The sequence below is a fragment of the Ensifer sp. LBL genome (assembly GCF_050435225.1).
Taxonomy (GTDB): domain Bacteria; phylum Pseudomonadota; class Alphaproteobacteria; order Rhizobiales; family Rhizobiaceae; genus Ensifer.
In genome coordinates this window covers 67,684-86,384 of sequence record NZ_JBNDJY010000010.1, presented here as the reverse complement: position 1 = coordinate 86,384, position 18,701 = coordinate 67,684, and the positions used below count along the sequence as shown (strand labels likewise).

Below are 18,701 nucleotides of genomic sequence, written 5' to 3'. Positions count from 1 at the left end.
TCTCGATCAGTCTTCGCGGAAGGCTCGATTGAGGCTCTCTGCAATCGGCGAGACCATGTAATCGATCGCCGAGCGCGGCTTGTGCACGATCAGCACTTCCGCAGGCATGCCGGGATAGAGGCGGATGTCCGGGTTGGCGGTGAGCGACGCCGGCGCAATGCGGGCGCGCGCCACGTAGTAGGAGACGTTCGACTTGTCATCGACCGATTGGTCGGCTGCGACGTAGCTGATTTCGCCGTCGAGCGGCAGGTGCGAGCGCTGGTTGTAGGCGGTCAGCCGGATCTGCGTCTTTGAGCCGATGCCGATGCTATCGATGTCTCGGGTGCCGACATGCATCTCGACGAGAAGCGGCTCGTCCTCGGGGACGATGTCGAGCAAGGGCTGGCCGGCAGAGACCGCGCTGCCGGGTGTACGCAACTGAATGTTGGTGACGATGCCGGTCTGCGGCGAGCGGATTTCGAGGCGGCTCAAGACGTCCTTGGCCGAGACGAGCCGCTGTCCGACATCGGCCAGTTCGAGACGCGCCGTCGTGATCTCGCCGGCGATCTCCGACTGGAAATCGTTCTCGATACCGGTCAGCCCGAGTTCCGCTCCGGCTTCCGCCTTTTCGGCCTGGGCCTTGTTGCCGGCAAGCTCACCGCGCGAAGCGGCAAGTTCGCTGAGCTTGGCATCGATCTCGATCAGCTTGGAGCGCTGGGCAAATTCCTTTGCAACCAGTGTCGCGATCGCGGTGCGCTGCTCATTGATCAGTTCGATCTGGCGGTCGGTCGCCCTGATCTGCTCGGCAAGCGACTTGGCCCTTTCCGAGTACTCTTCGATGGTCTTGCCCTGAACCTCGAGCCGGCCGGCCTTTGCTTCGCGCCGGCGGTCGAAGAAGTTTGTCTCCGCCTTCACCGCGTCGTCGGCAGCGGTTTCCGCGGTGCCCATCAGCTCGTCAGGGAAGTCTATCTGCGCGGCCTCCGTCTGCTCCGCCCTGAGGCGGGCAAGCTTTGCAATCAGACCAAGGCGCCGGCTTTGCAGTGCCTCAAGGTCGGACCGGGCGCGGGTGTCGGCAAGCTTGACCAGCGGCTGGCCGAGCGTGACGCGATCGCCTTCCTGGACGAGAAGGCGGTCGAGGATGCCGCCTTCGAAGTGGCTGACGGTCTTGCGCTTCGAATCGACCACGATCGTGCCGCTTGCGACCGACGCGCTGCTGAGTTCCGTCGAAAACGCCCAGCCGAAGAAGCCGCCGAAGGCGACGAGGATCGTCGTCAGGCCCGCAAGGACCACGCCGCGCAGCGGCGCGGTGGCACTGCTTTCCGCGTCCGCATCCAGCCCATGCAGCGGGTGGGGCCGCTCGGGGATCGCGGGCAGGTTCGCGCGGTCGTCCTTGGCCACGAGTGTGCGCGCCTCGCGAGAGGCTGGCAGGTTCTGTTTGTTCGTCATGCGGATACGCCTTCCCGTCTCGGCTCGCCGGGTGTCATGGATGCGACCACGTCGGTGCGCGGGCCGAACTGGGTGATGCGCCCGTTTTCAAGAACGAGCAGTTTGTCGGCGGCCTGCATGATCGTCGGCCGGTGGGCGATCATGATGACGATCGCGCCGTCGTTGCGCGCCCGCTCGATCGCGCGGATCAATGCGCGCTCGCCGATGGCGTCGAGATTAGCGTTCGGCTCGTCGAGAACGATCAAGCGAGGGTGGTCGTAAAGGCAGCGGGCAAGGGCGATGCGCTGGCGCTGGCCGCCCGAAAGCGTCAGATGCCCGTCGCCAACCGGGGTGTCGTAGCCGAGCGGCAGGCGCCCGATCATGTCGTGCACGTCGGCAGATCGCGCCGCCTCGAGCACCTTCTGGGGTTCGCCTTCCTCCATGCGCGAGATGTTGTCGCGGATGGTTCCCTCGAGCAGCGAAACGGACTGCGGCAGGTAGCCGGTCATCTGGCCGAAGGACGAGCGTTCCCACAGATAGACATTGTTGCCGTCGAGGAAGACGCCGCCGGTGGTCGGCTTTTGAATTCCGACGAGGAGCCGGGCAAGCGTCGACTTGCCCGCCGCAGAGGGGCCGACGATGCCAAGCACTTCGCCGGGCGAGAGCGAGAAGGAAACGCCCTTGATGATCGGCACATCGAGGCCGGGCGCTGCGTAAACGAGCTTATCCACAACAAGATCGCCCTGCGTGCGGGGCTGCGGCATCGTCTGGCGTACGGCCAGATCCTGGTTCAGCGCGGTCTCTATCCGGCGCCAGCTTGCGATGGCGAGAACCCACTGGCGCCAGTTCTCAATCATCGAATCAAACGGGGCGAGCAGGCGTCCGACGAGGATGGTCGTCGCCATCATGGCGCCGGGGGAAATCTCCTGTTTCATCACGAGGATAGAGCCTGTTGCCAGTGCCGCCGCCTGGATCATGAAACGCAGCGAACGGGTGATCGAAGCCATCGCCTTGCTACGGCTTCCGCTGGTCTCCAAAGCGTCGAGCGCGTGCAACTGCGCGGTGCGCCAGCGGCGGGCGAGTGCTGGCAGCATGCCCATCGCTTCGATCGCTTCGGCATGGCGCAAGCTCGAACCAATTTTCGAGACGGCCTCGATATTGGCTTGATTCGCCTCTTTCATCAGCCGGCGAGTCAGCAGGTCAGTCAGCAATCCACAGCATACGAGCAGAGCAATGGAAACGGCACCAAGAAGGCCGAACATCGGGTGCAGCGCAAACAGCACCCCGAGAAAGATCGGTGACCAGGCGGCATCGAGCGGGGCGCTGACGGCAGATGTCGTGAGGAAGCTTCGCAATTCGGCCAGGTCCCGCAGCGACTGGGTCGCCCGGGTCAGCCCTTGATCGGCGGCCGCCTGCACGGCGGCGGTCAGCACCGGCAAGTTCAGCCAGCGCACGACCGCACTGCCCATCGCCTGGAATGTCAGAGCCCTGATGTATTCGAGTATGCCGTAGATCACGAGCGCGCCGATGACGAGAATCGTCAGCATGGTCAGCGTGTCCATGCTCTGGCTGTTCAACACACGGTCATGAACTTGCATCATGTAGAGCGGTGTCGAGAGCTGCAATATGCCGATGCAAGCACTCAGCAGGGCTGCATAAATAAGTGCCAAAACGAACACGCGGCGTGCCTTCAAAATAAGCAGCCGTGGATCGTTTGCTCCATTTTGCGCCTTCTTTGGCCCAATTTGGTTCTTGCTAATCATATTGCCTCGTTTGCTGTCACGCGTGGCGATTTTCTGGATAAGTTCATTGGGGTCTTGAGGAAGCTATTTTGTTGGTTATCACTTAAATCACAGTGTTGCCGTGATAAGTGTGACACAATAATGGTGGAATGCTCAAGATAGTCGTATTCGGGGGGAGTAAAGGGGGCGAAAAATTGCTTCAAAATTTGAAGTAATTTTTGAATATCGTAGTAATGCTCAGTTGGAGAGAGGGATGAATCAAAGGATTCTCTATCCGTTCGCAGATTTTGGCGGCGCTGTTGCCATCCGCCCCGGGGATGACGCAGTTGGAAGTGCCCCTGAACATGACAATATTGACCAGGAGAGCGAAGCGTCCGTGGTCACATATTTCGAGCTGGCACGGATGATGGAACGGGCCAGCCGGCGCTTTACCGGCCTGTTGCGTGCCGAGCTGACGAAGCTCGGTGTCGACGATATCGGTCCGGCGCAGGCGATGGTCCTTCTGGCGATCGGCGATGCGGAAGTGTCGGTGGCGGAGCTTTTGGACCGTGGACACTATGTCGGCTCCAACGTTTCCTACTACCTGAAGCAGTTGGGCGACGGGGAGTATATCGACCGGGCTGCCTCCCAGCGCGACCGGCGCTCGGCCCGCATCAAGCTTTCGGACAAGGGCAGGCAACTCTGCGATGCCCTGCGCAAGGCGGCCGGCGCCTATGAACGTGTCCTCAGCCACGGCGAGCAGGACCGGCGCAATCTCGAAACCGCATTTCAAACGCTGCACCGGCTCGAGCTGGTTTGGGGGAATGCAACGCGCTACGGCATCTGAGATGCCCGCGCACAGGCTGTCCTTTCAACGGCTATAGGCAGGGAATATGCACGTAGCATTTGTACACCGGCGCGGCTTCTGCCAGTTCGCCGCTCTCGCGTCTCATTTGGCGCAGACGGGAAATGAAGTGACACTCGTGACGGAAACCGTTGATCAGCGGATTCCGTCAACGCGCGTCATTCGCCACCGAGCAGAACCCGGCCCGCAGGCCAATTCGCAGATGGCAAGGCACCTCGGTGTGCCTGACCATCATGTCCGGATCGGTCACCGGGTCGCCGAAACCTTCGATGCCATGGCCCGCCAGGGACAGGTGCCCGACGTTATCGTCGGGCACATCGGCTGGGGTGGTATGACCTTCGTCAAGGATGTGCTGCCCAACGTTCCGGCGCTCGGCTATTGCGAGTTTTTCTACCGCTCCGAAGGGGCCGATATCGGTTTTGCCCCTGACGACAAGCCCGACCAGGACACGCGCAAGCGGCTGCGGTTGCGCAACATGGCGCAACTCCTGACGCTGGATGCGATCGATGGCGGCTTCAGTCCGACCCAATGGCAAAGGAGCCTTTATCCGGCGGAACACCGCGCACGCATCGGCGTCTGCCACGAGGGCGTCGATACCCGCGTCTTCCGTCCTGACCCGTCGGCGTCGTTGAAGCTTCCGGACGGGCGGGTGCTGAAGGCGGGCGATCCGCCGATCGTGACCTTCGTCGCCCGTGATCTCGAGCCCTATCGCGGCTTCCCGCAGGCGCTGGAGGCAGCGGCAAAGGTCGCGAAGCGCCATCCCGACGCGCTCTTCGTTTTCGTCGGCGGCGATGGCGTCAGTTACGGCGCCCCGCCGCCCGGTGGTGGCTCCTGGAAAGACTACATGCTTCAGTCACTGGATATCCCGGCCGACCGGTTCCTGTTTCCAGGCGTCGTGCCGCACGGCGTCCTGAGACAGCTGTTCCAGATTTCGGCCGCCCATATCTATCTGACCTATCCTTTCGTGCTTTCCTGGTCCGTGCTGGAGGCCATGGCCTGCGGCGCGCTCGTCATCGGTTCGGATACGGCGCCGATGCAGGAGGTGTTGAGTTCCGGCCGCAACGGCCTGCTCGTTCCCTTCTTCGATACGGATGCGCTGGCGGAGGCGATCTCCGGCGCCTTGCAGCAGCCGGAGAAGTATTCCGAGTTGCGTGCAGCGGCCCGCCGCACGGTCGAACAAAGATTCCGCCTGGGCGATTGCATTGCGCGGCAGATGACGTTGCTGGATAAGGCAACGGGAAATCCCGGATCCACTCAAATATTACGGGTCTCATCTGCATAATACTTCAAAACCCGAAGTATTATTTCACGAAAAACGCAAATATAACTTATTGTGCAGTGCAAATAACCTTGATATGCTTTCTCTAGGTCGTTGAATTCGCCGGTTTATTTCGTATCGGCGGATTCAACTACAGAGAGAATTCGGTTGTATTGAGGGTGGCGCGTGCAAGGGTTGGTGTCTTCTGGCGTGAGGTATTCGCAGGCGAAGAGAAAGCTGGTGTTGGCCTCGGATCACGATAGGGCGAGTGTCCAGGGCAGTGGTATCGAGCACCTGGTTCATTTTCTTCCGGCAGGCGATCGGCCTGATGCGACCCTCGAAAACGTATTTCCGTTGATCGGGCTTGCTTTTTCAAGGGAGGGCGAGGCGGATCTCGCCGACGGCATCGTCTCGTTGCGGGCGCTTGGCACCGTCCCGGAGATCCCGATCAAGCGCTTGAGCGCCGAGGCCGTCAGCGAAAGTGCTGGGCTCATTCAGGCACTGGTCGACGGTGGTGTCGGGCGGCTTGCCCGGTTTTCGTCGGCAATCACCTCTGAGCTTGCGCTGCTTCGCCGTGAGCGCGAAACGCTGCTCGAAAACTACCGCGCGCTCGAAGATGCGTTCCAGGCACGCAACTGGGAGCCGGTCGCGGAAGTCTTTGCGCATGATCCCTATGTCGATCCCAAGGATGAAGGTATCGGCCATCTGATTGCCAATGCCTTTGTCGAGCAGCTCCTGCCGGTCTCGAGCCATGGCGTTGCCGGCATCGCCCTACACTTCAACTCGGTCCCGCGGGATGGCGGCGAGCTGGTCGTCGTCCTGAGTTATGTCGAGAGCGGCGAGGGGGTTGCCGAGTGGGCGGTGCCATTCTCGCAGCTCGTCCCAGGCTGGAACTTCTTTGCCCTGCCGCGCACCTGCGGGGGTGGCGCCAAAACATTGCGGTTGCGCGTTTCGACGACCGGTAGCGAAACGATCGGGCTTTCGCTCGGCTATCCCATCGCCAGCGAGCATTATACGGCACGGTCTGAGACCCGCCACGCCGACCTTGATCTGCGCCCTCTGGCGTTCCGCGTCTATACCGGCCTGCCCGGCGTCAAGCCGACGCGGATGCCGAACATGATCGCGCCGACCGCACTGCTCGACGGCCACTTCATCGAGGACTATCGCCTGTCGGTCGATCTGCTCAGCCAGATCGTCGACGTATCGGTGACGCCCGTCGTGCCGGAGTTCCAGACGGTACGCTTTCTCGAACACGAGCACGCCGTCGTCTGCCATCCGCTTGCAAATGGCGTGTCGGCCGGCGCCGTCGGTCGCGCCGTCGAGCCCGGCACCATATCCTTCTCCGCAAGTGCTGTGGTCGACCATCCCAAGGGCGCCCCGGCGGCCGTCAGCTTTCTGCTCGCTCCAGCGGGCTCGAACGCGCGCTCTGAAGTGGCCGAGCTTGCCCGCAAGGGATCGGTCAAACCTTCGGCCTTCTTCAGTGGTTGGCGCGAAGTCACCAATGAGCAGCCGATCAGCATCAATTTCCAGCTCGACGAGCCGGTGCGCCAGCCCATGGATCTGATGATCCTCAGCCGCGCGGTAACCGACTCGGTCGATTTCTCCTGGCTCAAGGTGTCGGGCTTCCGGATGGTCAAGCAGTCGGGTGGTGCGTCTCATGCACAGCAATAGCGATCCAAGGGACCTCGTTGCGATCGCCATGCCGCTCTATGGCCACGCGGCGCTGGCGCTCGAAGCGCTCGAATCCGCGCTCGCCTCGGATCTCGAGGGCTGCCGTATTGCCATCGTCGTTTCGGTCGACGGCGACCCGCGGCAGGAAACCTTCGATCAGCTGTTGCTTTATTCTGCGGCCCACCCCGATATCCATGTGGTCTTCGGGCGCAACGCCGGCCCCGGCGGCGCGCGCAACCGTGCCATCAACTACGTGCTTGAAAATCTGCCCGAGGCGAAGGCTGTCTATTTCCTCGACGCCGACAACCGCGTCCTGCCGGGCACGATCGAGACACTCTATCGGCGTCTGCATGAAAGCGGCGCCGGCTGGGTCTATACCAACATCGACACCTTCTCGGTGAGCTGGCGGGCCCACTACGGCAACCAGTATTCCAGGCTGGTCCACTGCATCACGGACAACATCTGCGACACCGGCTCGATGATTTCGATCGAAGTCTTCCAGGAAGGCGTTCGGTTCAACGACGACCGGCAGAACGGTTTCGAGGATTGGGAGTTCTGGCTTTCCTGCGTCGAGCACGGCTTCGTCGGAACGCCTTGCCACGACACGACGTTCGAATACCGCCTGCGCGCCGAAAGCCGTTTCAAGGAAGCCAACCGCGACCGCGCGACCTCCGTGAGCTTCCTCAGGAAGCGCCACAAGGCTCTGTTCCAGCGGCCGATGCTCGTCGATTTCGAGCATGAGGAGTGCCCGCGTTATCTCTTTGCGCGCACCGAAGACGCGGCGATCTCGTTCTTCACCGATCCGACCAAGCAACCGAAGCGACTGCGGCTCGACGACATCATCCCGGCCTTCTGGGCAAGTACCGGCGAGCCCGACAACGTGCACTTCCCGCCATTCGTCATGGCCGGCAGCGGTGCGACGATCGATTTGCTTTTGCGCTCGCGCATGCTGCCCAACGTGCTTTGCCACCTGGAGCGTTTGAGCGAGAAGGCCAATGTGGTCTTCGTGCATCTCGGCAACGACGCGACGCAGCGCAAGATCGAGCCGACATTCCTCGACGCCGGCGCCCAGCATCTCGGCCAGCCGGATCTCATTTTCATTTCGACGGCGCTCCTGCGTGACGTCATCCGCAACAACGCGCTCGACTGGTTCGCCTCGATCGGCACGCAGCAGGTCTGGCCGACCTCGGCGGTGCTCAATGTGCGCTTCCCGTTCCCGCGCGCCCTTCCGCGCCGCACGCTGATCACGCCGCAACAGGTGATGATCAATTGCGTCAACGCGATCGCCACCAGTCCGCTTCGCCGCACGGCCGGCCGTCGCTGGACCTGGCGACCCGCACGGCTCATGCCCTATTCCGACCTGCACAAGGCCTTGCGAACGGAAATCGGCGGTTCGCCGGTGCTGCCGCTCGGGCATAGTGAAGCCGGCAAGAAGACCGCGGCACTTCTCGTGCCGAACGCGTCCTTTGGTGGCGCCGAGAAGGTCATCTATGCCGCCTCGCGCGAGCTCAGGGCCGCAGGCTACGAGACGCATCTGTTCGTGCTCGGCACCAGCCGCATGGACGTGATCGACGAGTTCGATTCGAGCTTCGACTATGTTCACTTCTGGGATCAGGGCATCCCGGCCTGGGGCGGCTCCGGCTCGTTCCTCGGCCAGGATTTCATCGCCGACCACCATGAAGTCGACTGGGGTGCGCTGAAGGGCCAGCTTTCGGGCTTCGATCTCGTCATCAACAACCATGTGATGGCGATGCATCCGCTGATCGCGCGGCTGCGCTCGGAAGGCACGCGCACGGCCTGCTATCTGCACGTCGTCGACAACACGCCGTTCAAGCGCCCGGCCGGCCAGCCTTTTGCCGCCATCGCCCACGAACATTGCTACGACGCCTTTCTGACCTGCTCGGAACAGCTGAAGTTCTACCTGCACAGCTTCGGCGTGCCGCTCGAAAAGATCTTCGCCGTTCCGAACGGCGCAAGTTTCTCCGTGCCGCCCAAGGTGCTTGCAGACGTGCTGCAGGTGCGGCGGATCGAGCGCAAGGACGACCGGTTGCGTCTGCTCTACATGGGCCGTCTCGACCAGCAGAAAGGCATCGATCGGCTGGCTGCGACGATCTCCGAATTGCGCGCGGCACACGTGTCGTTCGACGCGCGGGCGATCGGTGGCGAGATCCTGGCGGACGCTTCGTTCTCCTGGACGGACCGGCTCAAGGAGTTGGGCGTCGACGTGCGTCCTCCGGTCTTTGCCAGCCGCGACCTGATCAAGGCGCTCGGCTGGGCCGATGTGCTGATCATGCCTTCGCGCTGGGAAGGTGCCCCGCTGATGATCGCCGAAGCCCAACAGCTCGGCTGCGTGCCGATCGCAACCGCGGTTGGGGCCGTCGACGAACTGATCGTCGATCGCGAGGACGGCATCCTGATCGACGCCTCCTCGGATCCCCAGGTCGTGCGCGACATGGTGAAAGCTATCGCCGAGGTCTCCCGCGATCGCAACCTGCTTGCGCCGATCATGGAAGGGTGCCTCAGAACCGCGGCCCGCCGCGGCTGGGTGAACTCCTTTTCGGAGTTCCTCGGCTGGTGCGATGGCGCCGTGAACAATTCCTCGCTTTCGCGCGCCAAGGTCATCCGGGCGCGTGAGATATCCAATACCGGCGTCGCAGCTGCAGGCTGATCGACCCGTACGACTTTTCAAAGAGAAGGGACTTACGCATGCGTCCAAGAATCCTCCTGACGGGTATTCCTGGTCATTACACGCGCCTCGCAAACGGCGCCAATGGCCTGTCGGTTTCCTATTCGGAACGGCAAAAACAGCCCGAATCCAAGGACGAGTTTCTTCAGGAGCTTCGCAACATCAGCAACACCGGCAACTATCTGATCGGTGAGGGCGCTCTGCGTGCTATTGCGCCCCACGCCAAGCAGATCCCGTTCTGGCATCTTTACAACGCCCACAAGAACGGCACCGGTTTCGATGAATTCAACAACAACTTCGACATCTGCGTGTTCACCTGCGCCAATCTGTTGCGCAAGGGGCTTTCTGCGGATGCCGAGGCTGATGTCTTGAGCAAGCTCAAGATGCCGATCGTCATGCTCGGCATCGGCCACCAGAACCGCAAGGACCTGGAAACAGGCCTGCCGGAGGGGACGAAGCGTCTGCTCGATGTTCTCAAGGACCGCGAGCACTATTTCCTGACCCGCGGCTACGAAACCGCCGGCTACCTGAAGGACCAGGGATTCAAATACGTCCGGCCAACCGGCTGCCCCTCGGTCTATTTCGCGCCGAACAACATGCGCGCCTCGATGAAGAAGTTGCCCGACGTCAAGATCGGCCAGGCAAAGACGATCTTCTCGGGCTATCTCGGCGCCAATCACGACTGCATCGTCGATGCGATCGCGCTCAACCCGGAAGGCGCCACGCCGCAATACATCATCCAGGACGAATTCCTGCACTTCGACATGAAGGTCGAGCCGGATGCCGATGGAAGGGTCTTCGATTCAAGCTCGGGCAAGATGCTCGGCGAACTCACTTTTCCGGGCGCCGAACGCCAGAAGGTGCCGTTCGATGTGCGCACCTTCTTCGATACCAACATGTGGCGCGCCTGGGCCTCGCACATGGACTTCAATTTCGGCCGTCGTTTCCATGGCTCGATCATTGCCATGCAGGCGGGCGTGCCGAGCCTGATGGTGGCCGTCGACGACCGCATGCGCGAAATGCTGGGCTTTACGGGCCTGCCGTCGGTCGACGTCCAGGAGCTCGAAAAAGCGGAAAACCGCGCGGAGTTCGTAGCCAGCCATCTGGCCGGGCTGAACGCCTCCGAGCTGGTCGATCGCTATTCCGATCGCGAGCGCAATTTCCGCACGGTGCTGCGCGAGATCGGCATCGGCCTCTAAACCCGGATGCCTTGGGCACGTTCGACCCGAGGCGCTCAATTCATGAAGTTCGGGCGGCGTGGTGAGGATTGCAGATCCGCTTCCTCGTGCCGCCCTCGCTCTTCCTCAACTCTGTCGGCCAGTCCACAAACCAGGTGTATCGATGCGTATCCTGCTCACCGGAATTCCCTCCTACCTCCAGCGTACCGTCGCGCGCGTTTCCGGTGCGACGGTCCATCACAAGCCCTATTTCGACGACATCCGAAGCAAGAAGGATCTGGTCGACCAGGTCAAGAAGATCGCCAACACCGGCAACTACCTGATCGGCGAGGGTGCAGCTTACGCCTTGCGCGGTCATGACGTGACCTATGTGCCGTTCTGGCATCTGGTCAACAGCCGCGGCGCCAACGACGTCTACGATGCCCTGAACAAGGAATTCGACATGTGCGTGTTCGCCTCGGCGAACCTGCTGCGTCCGGGATACTCGGCCGATCTTGAAGCCGACGTGTTCGAAAAGCTGAAGATGCCGGTTCTGGTGATGGGTATCGGTATCCAGAAGCGTGAGGGTCTGAAGGAAAACCTGCCGGCCGGTACGTTGCGGTTCCTCGAGGTATTGAAACAGAAGGAAAGCTTCTTCCTGACCCGCGGCTATTTCACCGCCGAGTTCTTGCGGGCTGAGGGAATGAAGTTCGTCAAGCCGACCGGCTGCCCCTCGCTGTTCTTCGCTCCCAACGAGATGCGCCACTCCTTGACCTCGCTTGCCAATGCCGATTTGGCGTCGTCACAGAAGCTCGCGCTCGGCGGCTATCTCGGCAGCGTTGCCGACACCATCGTCGATGCCCACGCACTCCTGAAGCCCGAGAGCGTGGCAAGCTACGTCATCCAGGACGAAATCGTCGCCTATAACCTGACGCTGCCCGTGGATGACAACGCGCCGGTCTATGACCGCTCCAGCGGCCGCATCACCGGCAAGACGGAATACAAGCATCAGGAAAAATGGCAGCGGCAGAACGAACTGATGGTGTTCTTCGACACCAACCAGTGGCGCGCCTGGTCATCGACCCGGGACCTCTGCATCGGCCGGCGTTTCCATGGCTGCGTCATCGGCATGCAGGCGGGCACGCCCTCGCTGATGATCGCCGTCGACGACCGCATGCGGGAGATGCTCGAATTCATCGGCTTTCCCTATATCGAGGCGGGGGTCTGGAATCGCGAGGCGGACAAGAAGGCGCATCTCGCCAGCTTCCTGTCGAAAATCGATGCGCAGGCGGTTACCGAACGCTATTCGGCGTGCGAGGCGAACTTCCAAAGTGCGCTGAAACAGGTTGGCATTTAATCGGCACCTGACCCGGGCAGCGCCGTTGGCGCTGCTCCTTGCCGCCCTGGTCTCCTGGGCGGCATTTTCGCATGGTGCTCCGGCGTGGGCGGCCGAGACTGCAGCTGCACGCTTCGGCGTCAACCGGCTCAATCTCGCCTGGCTGGAGCACGCGGATCAGGAACGCATCCTTCGCGAAATTGCCGACAGCGGCGCGACGCATGTGCGGCTGTCGCTGTCGCGCCCCGTCGACAAAAGCATCGACGCGCTGGAGATTGCCAATCGGCTCGGTCTGCGGATCCTGCTCGAGATCCAGCTGTCGAACAAAAGCTATTATCCGGACGGTGTCCGGCCGCGCACCGGCTTCGGGCGCATCTGGGATATCAACCGGTTGTCCGATCTGGATCTTGATCGTTACCGCGCCGGCCTGACGGCGGCGCTGCAGCGCATCGATGCCCTCGGCATCCGTCTGGATGCGGTAGAACCCGGAAACGAGATCAACCTCGCCGGCTATAACGGCGACCTCGCCGTCTACGAGAAGCCGGGCCAGGCGACGCCGCGACATCTCGGCGAACTCACAGATCCTGAGACCTTCGGAAAAGGTCTCGACAACTATGTCGAGGCGCTGAAGATCACCCGCGACGCCGTCAGAGCGAGCGCCAACAGCGAGGCGATCATCGTCTCCGCCGGGCTCTCCGACATGGGGCCCAAGGAAGCAGACCGGCAGGGGATGGAGCGGCTGGATCCGGGCGAGGTGATTGCGCTTTTGAAGGCGCGGGGCATGGACGCGCTCGTCGATGCCTATGGCATTCACATCTATCCGGCGCGCAAGGATAAGGCGGCGATCACGTCGATCGTCACCAGACTTCTCGATTTCTGCGCGCCTGCCGACCGGGGGCGGCCCTGCTGGGTGACGGAATGGGGGATTGCCAACACGGCGCGCAGTTGCCCCGTCGACGATCGTGAACGCGAAGGGGCGATGTCGGCCATGCGGACGGTCTTCGAGCGGTTTGCCGAGGAAAAACGCCTGGATGCCGCCTACTACTACGACTGGGACACCCAGCAGAATTACCGGTTATGGCGCTGCGGTGCGCTAAGCCCGGCCGGCGTGCTCGCGATCGAACCGGCCAAGGACGGTTGAAAACCGTACAGGTCGCGCGGGCCGAAGCGTTCGGTGTCGGATCAGCGCCGCGTTGCGCGGCTCGTCGCCGGCTCAAGCCCCTTCCCGCGGTAGGTGACGGGAATGCCGAGTTCCTCGTGGGTCCGCGCCAGCGTTTCCAGCCACGTCGCCAGTTCCTCCGGCACCTTTTCGTCTCCGGTCTCCATCGCCTCGATCCATGCCAGGTTGCAATGGAGGGCGCTTGCCAGATTGATCGGCGTCCAACGAAGAACGAGAAGGCATTGGGTGAAACGGGCGGGTGTCATCGGTCGTGCTCAAGGTTGCATGTGGAACGGATGAAGCAGGCTTTACACGTCAAAATAAGTCAAGGTGATGACTTGCCGCGGCCAAAAGCCGTGATCTTTTCGTGAGTTAGAATTGATTGGGCAAAATGCCGCAGCGCAGCATGCGTTTGGCGCCTTTCACACGGCATTTGCCGGGAACGCCTGGAACCGATTGCCACGCCCAAGAAGCCAAATCGGCAAAAATGCGGGACTGACTGTCGCTCAGCAGGGGGTTCTCTGCCCCGAACCGGTGCGAATCGCGCGCCTTTGAGGTTGAATGGCCGCAAATTCCGAGGACCGATTCGGTCCTGGACAAAGCGCTGAGGCGATCAACCGTTGCATGCACCCCTCTACCAGACCGCGATCAACATCGCCGCGAAGGCCGCGTTCTATCTGTCGCTCGCGATGCTGCTGCCGGCCGCCGTCGATCTGTTCTATGGCCACCCCAACTGGAGGGTGTTTGCCGGTTCGGCCTTTGCGACCGGCGGGCTGTCGCTCCTGGCGATCGCTGCCACGCAGGGCGGCTCGCCGCTGTTCAGCCGCAAGATGGGCTTTCTCGTCGTCAATCTTCTCTGGATCGTCGTCTCGCTGGTCGGCGCCATGCCCTTCTGGCTGTCGTCGCTGAAGCTCGATTTCGCCAAGGCCTTCTTCGAATCGGTGTCCGGCATCACGACGACGGGATCGACCGTCATCAGCGGCCTCGACCATGCGCCGCCAGGCATTCTTCTCTGGCGCTCGATCCTGCACTGGCTCGGCGGTATCGGGATCGTGGCGCTCGGGCTCTTCGTCATGCCCTATCTTCGGGTCGGCGGCATGTCCTTCTTCAAGATGGAGTCCTCGGACACTACCGAAAAGCCCTTCGCCCGCATCGTCACCTTCACGCGCGCCTTCATCCTGATCTATGTCGTGATGACGGTGACGTGCACGATCATCTTCTCCTATCTGGGCATGAGCCGCTTCGACGCGATCAACCACGCGATGTCGACGGTCGCGACCGGTGGCTTTTCCACCCACGATGCCTCGCTCGGCTACTTCAACAGCCTGCCGATCCTCTGGGTCGCAACCTTTTTCATGACGCTCAGCAGCCTGCCGTTTTCCGTGCTCATCCTCTTCATTGTCCGTGGCCGGCTCGACACGCTGAAGGATCCGCAGATCATCGTCTTTCTGTCCTATCTGACGGCCCTCGCGCTCGCTGCAAGCCTCTACCAGCGGATCGTCAACGGGGTGTCTGCGCACGAGGCGTTGGCGCACGGCTTCTTCACCGTCTCCTCCATCCTGTCGACCACCGGTTTTGCCAGCGACGATTACATGCTCTGGGGTGAGTTCATTGTCGCGCTTGCCTTTGCGGCCACCTTCATGGGCGGCTGCTCCGGCTCGACGGCGGGCGGCATGAAGGCCTACCGCTTCATCATCATCTTCAATTCGATCCGCGCCGGCCTTTTCAAGCTGATCTACCCGAACGCGATCCACACCGTGCGCTACGGAAAAACCTTGGTCGATATCGACGTGCAGCGCACCGTGTTCATGTTTTTTACGGCCTACATGTTCATCTGGGCTTTCGGCAGCCTGGCGATGGGCGCCATGGGTTACGATCTCGTCACGGCGGTATCGGCGGTCGCAACGGCGCTTTCCAACGTGGGCGCCGGGCTCGGCCCGATCATCGGGCCGGCCGGCAATTTCTCCACGCTGACCGACCCGGCGCTCTATCTCCTGTCGCTCATGATGCTGCTCGGCCGTCTGGAGATCCTGACGGTGCTCGTCATCCTGACACCGCTCTTCTGGAGGAACTGAGCGACAGGTCGAAACGAGGCGCGCCCTGTCAGGCGGCCTCGGTCTTGCGGCGCGTGCCGGCGCTTTCGATGTAGTACTTCTCGTAGCGGTGGCGATAATGCTCGGCACCGCCAAAGTCGCTGTACTTTGCCAGCTCCTGCATGTCGGTCTTGTTGATGATCACGCCGAGGATCTTGGCGTTGATCTGCGGTTCCGAATGCAAGAGGTCGCGCACCAGCCGCGACGGCGTCCGTCCCCATTCGGCGACGAAGAGGAAACCGTCCGCAAGCGGCGAAAAGGCCTTGGCATCGACGACCGGGGCGAGGGCCGCAAGATCGACGACGACGTAGTCGAACGACTTGCGGGCGTTGTCGATGAGCTCGGCCATGGCCGGCGACGCGAGCAGCTCATGGCTGTCATAGGGCCCGTTGCCGTCCACAGCTTCACCGCCGACCGGCAGGATCGCAAGTTTCGTCTGCTGGTCGATCTTGATGCCCGCCGGCCAGGATGCCTGCCCGGTCAACGCTTCAACCAGACCCGCCTTCGGCGGCGGATTGATCATCTTGCTCAGACCTGGCTTGCGGATATCGGCATCGATCAAAAGGGTCTTCTTGCCGCTTGCAGCGAGAAGCGCCGCAAAATTCGCGGCGATGATCGACTTGCCTTCATCGGGCACCGCCGAGGCGATGCCGATGACGCGCGAGCCGTTGCCGGTCAGCATTCTGTCGCAGGCGAGCTTGGCGTTGCGGAAGGTCTCGGTGAAGGAAGAGCGGGGAGCGTCGAGCACGATACGGCTGAGCCGCTCGAAAGACGGAGCCCCTTGTGTGACCGGCGGCGGCATCTTGTTCTTCATCAGCTTGGCGCGAACGAGATCCGTCGTTCCCGGATGACGCGGGCCGACCAGCGGAATGTAGCCGAACGACCGGTGACCGAGGATGGCGCGCACGTCGCCTTCGAGCCGGAACGTCCGCTCGCGGAATTCCTGGAACGCGGCAAACGCGCCGCCCGCCATCAGGCCGAGCACGGCCGAAAGCGCCAGCACCATGGTCTTCTTCGGGCTCGACGGCGAGGTCGGGACGCCGGCGCTGGAAATCACCCGCGCCTTCGCAATCGGGAAGGAGCGCTGCTGCGAGGCCTGCTCGTAGCGGTTCAGATAGGTTTCATAGAGCGTCTTCAGTGCGGCCGCCCTCTGCTCCAGTTCGCGCAGGTGCACGAGCGAGAGATTGGCGTTCGCGTTGCGGCCGGTGGTGCCTTCGATGTTTTCGCGCAGCGACGCTTCGCGTGAGCGCGCCACCTCGTATTCGTTGCGGTAGCTTGCCGTCAGTTGCTGCAGTTCCTGGAAGATCTGGCGGCCGACATCGGTCTTCTCCTTGCGCAGCGACACGGCCTGCGGATGATCGGCTCCGAAGCTCTGGCTCACATCCTGTTCACGCTTGCTGACTGCAAGGTAGCGCGTGCGCAGCTCGCGGATAACCGAGTTGTCGCCTTCCTTGGCGGAGATCGTCGCGTTCTTGACGGCCGTCTCCGGTCCCTGGTCGACGATCGCCTGGAACTGCTTGTAGCGCGCCGAAGCGCTTGCGCTATCGGCCTGGGCAATGATCAGCTGACTGTTGAGATCGGCCAGCTGCTGTTCCGACATGAGTTCGCCGCGCGCCAGCGTCAGGCCGTTTTCGCTGCGGTATTTTTCAACCTCGAGCGACGCGGTCTGCGTGCGCTGCCGAAGGTCTGCAAGACGTTCCTGCAGCCAGACCGACGCTCGTTCCGTCGCCTCGAAATTGGCGTTGAGCTGGTCGTTGAGATAGGCGTCGGCATAGGTGCGAACGATGCCAGCGGCGAGCTGCGGATCGCTCGAGCGATAGGCCAGCGAAACGACGGAGCTTCGCGTCACGCGTTCGACGGCCAGTCCCTGCTGCAGCAGGGCCGCTGCCTTTTGCCTCCGACCGTTACGGGCCATATCCTCGGAAATCTCCGGTCCGCTCGAGAAAATGCTCGTAACCGACTTCAGCCCGTCCTTGACGACGTCGAACGGCGAGCGCGGCGGATTGAGGACGGTATCGTTGTCGGCAAGGTTCATCTTGTCGACGACACGGAGGGCAAGTTCGCCGGATTTCAGGATTTCCACGGCGCTGGCAATCTGAGTGTCGAGCAGGGCGCTGTTTTGCGGCGGCGCCTGCTCTTCGGCAAATTTCGACAGGTTCTCGTCGAGAAGGACCTGCGTTGCCGATGTGTAGAGTGGTGTCGCGAAGACTAGGTAGGCGACACCGAGGGCGATGAAGAGCGCCACGAACAGGCCGACCATTCTGGCGCGACGCAAGACGACCGAAAACAGACGATCGAGGTCGATGAAGCCGTCGGGCTCCTCCACGTTGCGCGGTACGACACTGTTGAAGGGGAGACTTCTTTGGTTCATTGGGTCGCTCTGTCCGTTTCCCTTTGGTCCGAAGGCTGGCGCCTCTTCTTTTCAAAAGAGGCGCCGAAGCCAGTTATGCGGCGCGGATGCGGCCTTCGTGAGACAGGACCATGTCCTTGACCGAAGCATAGACCGCGTCGCCGAGATCGGAACGCGCCAGCGCGAAGGCGACATTTGCTGCGATGAAGCCTTCCTTGGAGCCGCAGTCGAACGTGCGTCCATCATAGGGATGGGCGTGAAACGCTTGATTTTGTGACAGTTTCAGCATGCCGTCGGTCAACTGGATCTCGTTTCCGGTGCCGCGCGGCTGGTGGGCGAGGATGTCGAAGATCTGCGGCTGCAGGATGTAGCGACCGTTCAGATAAAAATTGGACGGGGCTTCGCCCATGCGCGGTTTTTCGACCATTTGGGTGACTTCGAACCCATAGGGGACGGCGGCACCCTTGCCGACGATGCCATATTTCGAGGCATCTTCCGGAGCGCATTGCTCGACGCCGACGACGTTGCCGCCGGTCTGGCGGTAGAGGTCGACAAGACCGGCCATGCAGCCGCGTCCGCCGTGGCAAAGCATGTCCGGCAGGAGCAGCGCGAAGGGCTCGTCGCCGATGAGATCGTGAGCGCACCAGACGGCATGGCCGAGACCGAGCGGCGCTTGCTGCCGGGTAAAGCTGACGGAACCCGCGCGCGGCAGCATCTCCTCCAGTTCGGAAATCTGGGCGTTCTTGCCGGAGCGGGTCAGCGACGAGATGAGTTCAGGCGTGTCGTCGAAGTGGTCTTCGATCGCCTGCTTGTTGCGGCTGGTCACAAAAACGATGTGCTCGATGCCCGCCTCGCGGGCTTCATCGACCGCATATTGCACGACCGGACGATCGACGATCGTCAACATCTCCTTCGGTATCGCCTTCGTCGCGGGAAGAAACCGCGTTCCATTGCCGGCGACCGGGATCACAGCTTTCCTGACGGTCCTGATACGGTCCATG

13 protein-coding genes are annotated in these 18,701 nt (G+C 62.0%); 8 read left to right on the top strand and 5 right to left on the bottom strand.

Annotated features, from left to right (window positions below; genetic code table 11):
• Positions 1–6: 6 nt before the first annotated feature.
• Positions 7–1,425 carry an HlyD family type I secretion periplasmic adaptor subunit gene (locus tag OKW20_RS29920; protein ID WP_429178110.1) on the bottom strand — a complete coding sequence of 473 codons (1,419 nt, stop codon included), beginning with the start codon at positions 1,423–1,425 and terminating at the stop codon, positions 7–9.
• Positions 1,422–3,167, bottom strand: coding sequence for a type I secretion system permease/ATPase (locus OKW20_RS29915; RefSeq protein ID WP_429178108.1), 1,746 nt, complete (start codon positions 3,165–3,167; stop codon positions 1,422–1,424). The genes OKW20_RS29920 and OKW20_RS29915 overlap by 4 nt, the downstream gene beginning before the upstream one ends.
• A gap of 232 nt (positions 3,168–3,399) precedes the next feature.
• Between OKW20_RS29915 and OKW20_RS29910 the strand changes: the two genes are divergently transcribed.
• The 7 genes from OKW20_RS29910 (at position 3,400) to OKW20_RS29880 (ending at position 13,239) form a co-directional block, all read left to right on the top strand.
• The gene (locus OKW20_RS29910) at positions 3,400–3,972 is read left to right on the top strand and encodes a MarR family transcriptional regulator (RefSeq protein ID WP_043612747.1); all 573 of its coding nucleotides are present in this window, start codon (positions 3,400–3,402) and stop codon (positions 3,970–3,972) included.
• A 46-nt stretch (positions 3,973–4,018) separates the two neighbouring features.
• On the top strand, positions 4,019–5,272 hold the full coding sequence (locus OKW20_RS29905) for a glycosyltransferase family 4 protein (protein ID WP_429178106.1): 1,254 nt from the start codon (positions 4,019–4,021) through the stop codon (positions 5,270–5,272).
• Positions 5,273–5,446: 174 nt separating this feature from the next.
• Positions 5,447–6,919: a DUF6212 domain-containing protein gene (locus tag OKW20_RS29900; RefSeq protein ID WP_429178104.1), complete on the top strand. Its 1,473-nt coding sequence runs from the start codon at positions 5,447–5,449 to the stop codon at positions 6,917–6,919.
• Complete coding sequence (locus OKW20_RS29895) at positions 6,906–9,587, top strand: glycosyltransferase (RefSeq protein ID WP_429178102.1); 2,682 nt, start codon at positions 6,906–6,908, stop codon at positions 9,585–9,587. Before OKW20_RS29900 ends, OKW20_RS29895 begins: the two co-directional genes overlap by 14 nt.
• 38 nt (positions 9,588–9,625) lie before the next feature.
• Positions 9,626–10,804, top strand: a complete 1,179-nt coding sequence (locus OKW20_RS29890) for a polysaccharide pyruvyl transferase family protein (RefSeq protein WP_429178099.1) — start codon at positions 9,626–9,628, stop codon at positions 10,802–10,804.
• A gap of 142 nt (positions 10,805–10,946) precedes the next feature.
• Positions 10,947–12,119 (top strand): polysaccharide pyruvyl transferase family protein, encoded by a 1,173-nt coding sequence (locus tag OKW20_RS29885; RefSeq protein ID WP_402322954.1) that lies wholly within the window; start codon positions 10,947–10,949, stop codon positions 12,117–12,119.
• Positions 12,120–12,150: 31 nt separating this feature from the next.
• On the top strand, positions 12,151–13,239 hold the full coding sequence (locus OKW20_RS29880; RefSeq protein WP_429178184.1) for a glycoside hydrolase: 1,089 nt from the start codon (positions 12,151–12,153) through the stop codon (positions 13,237–13,239).
• A gap of 41 nt (positions 13,240–13,280) precedes the next feature.
• Here OKW20_RS29880 and OKW20_RS29875 read toward each other — a convergent pair whose 3' ends face one another.
• A complete protein-coding gene (locus tag OKW20_RS29875; protein ID WP_043612741.1) occupies positions 13,281–13,523 on the bottom strand; it encodes a hypothetical protein in 243 nt (80 codons plus the stop codon).
• Between the two features lie 354 nt (positions 13,524–13,877).
• Between OKW20_RS29875 and OKW20_RS29870 the strand changes: the two genes are divergently transcribed.
• On the top strand, positions 13,878–15,332 hold the full coding sequence (locus OKW20_RS29870) for a TrkH family potassium uptake protein (RefSeq protein WP_043612740.1): 1,455 nt from the start codon (positions 13,878–13,880) through the stop codon (positions 15,330–15,332).
• Between the two features lie 28 nt (positions 15,333–15,360).
• Here OKW20_RS29870 and OKW20_RS29865 read toward each other — a convergent pair whose 3' ends face one another.
• Positions 15,361–17,721 carry a polysaccharide biosynthesis tyrosine autokinase gene (locus tag OKW20_RS29865; RefSeq protein WP_429178096.1) on the bottom strand — a complete coding sequence of 787 codons (2,361 nt, stop codon included), beginning with the start codon at positions 17,719–17,721 and terminating at the stop codon, positions 15,361–15,363.
• Positions 17,722–17,794: 73 nt separating this feature from the next.
• Positions 17,795–18,700 carry a UTP--glucose-1-phosphate uridylyltransferase gene (locus tag OKW20_RS29860; RefSeq protein ID WP_429178094.1) on the bottom strand — a complete coding sequence of 302 codons (906 nt, stop codon included), beginning with the start codon at positions 18,698–18,700 and terminating at the stop codon, positions 17,795–17,797.
• Position 18,701 lies beyond the last annotated feature (1 nt).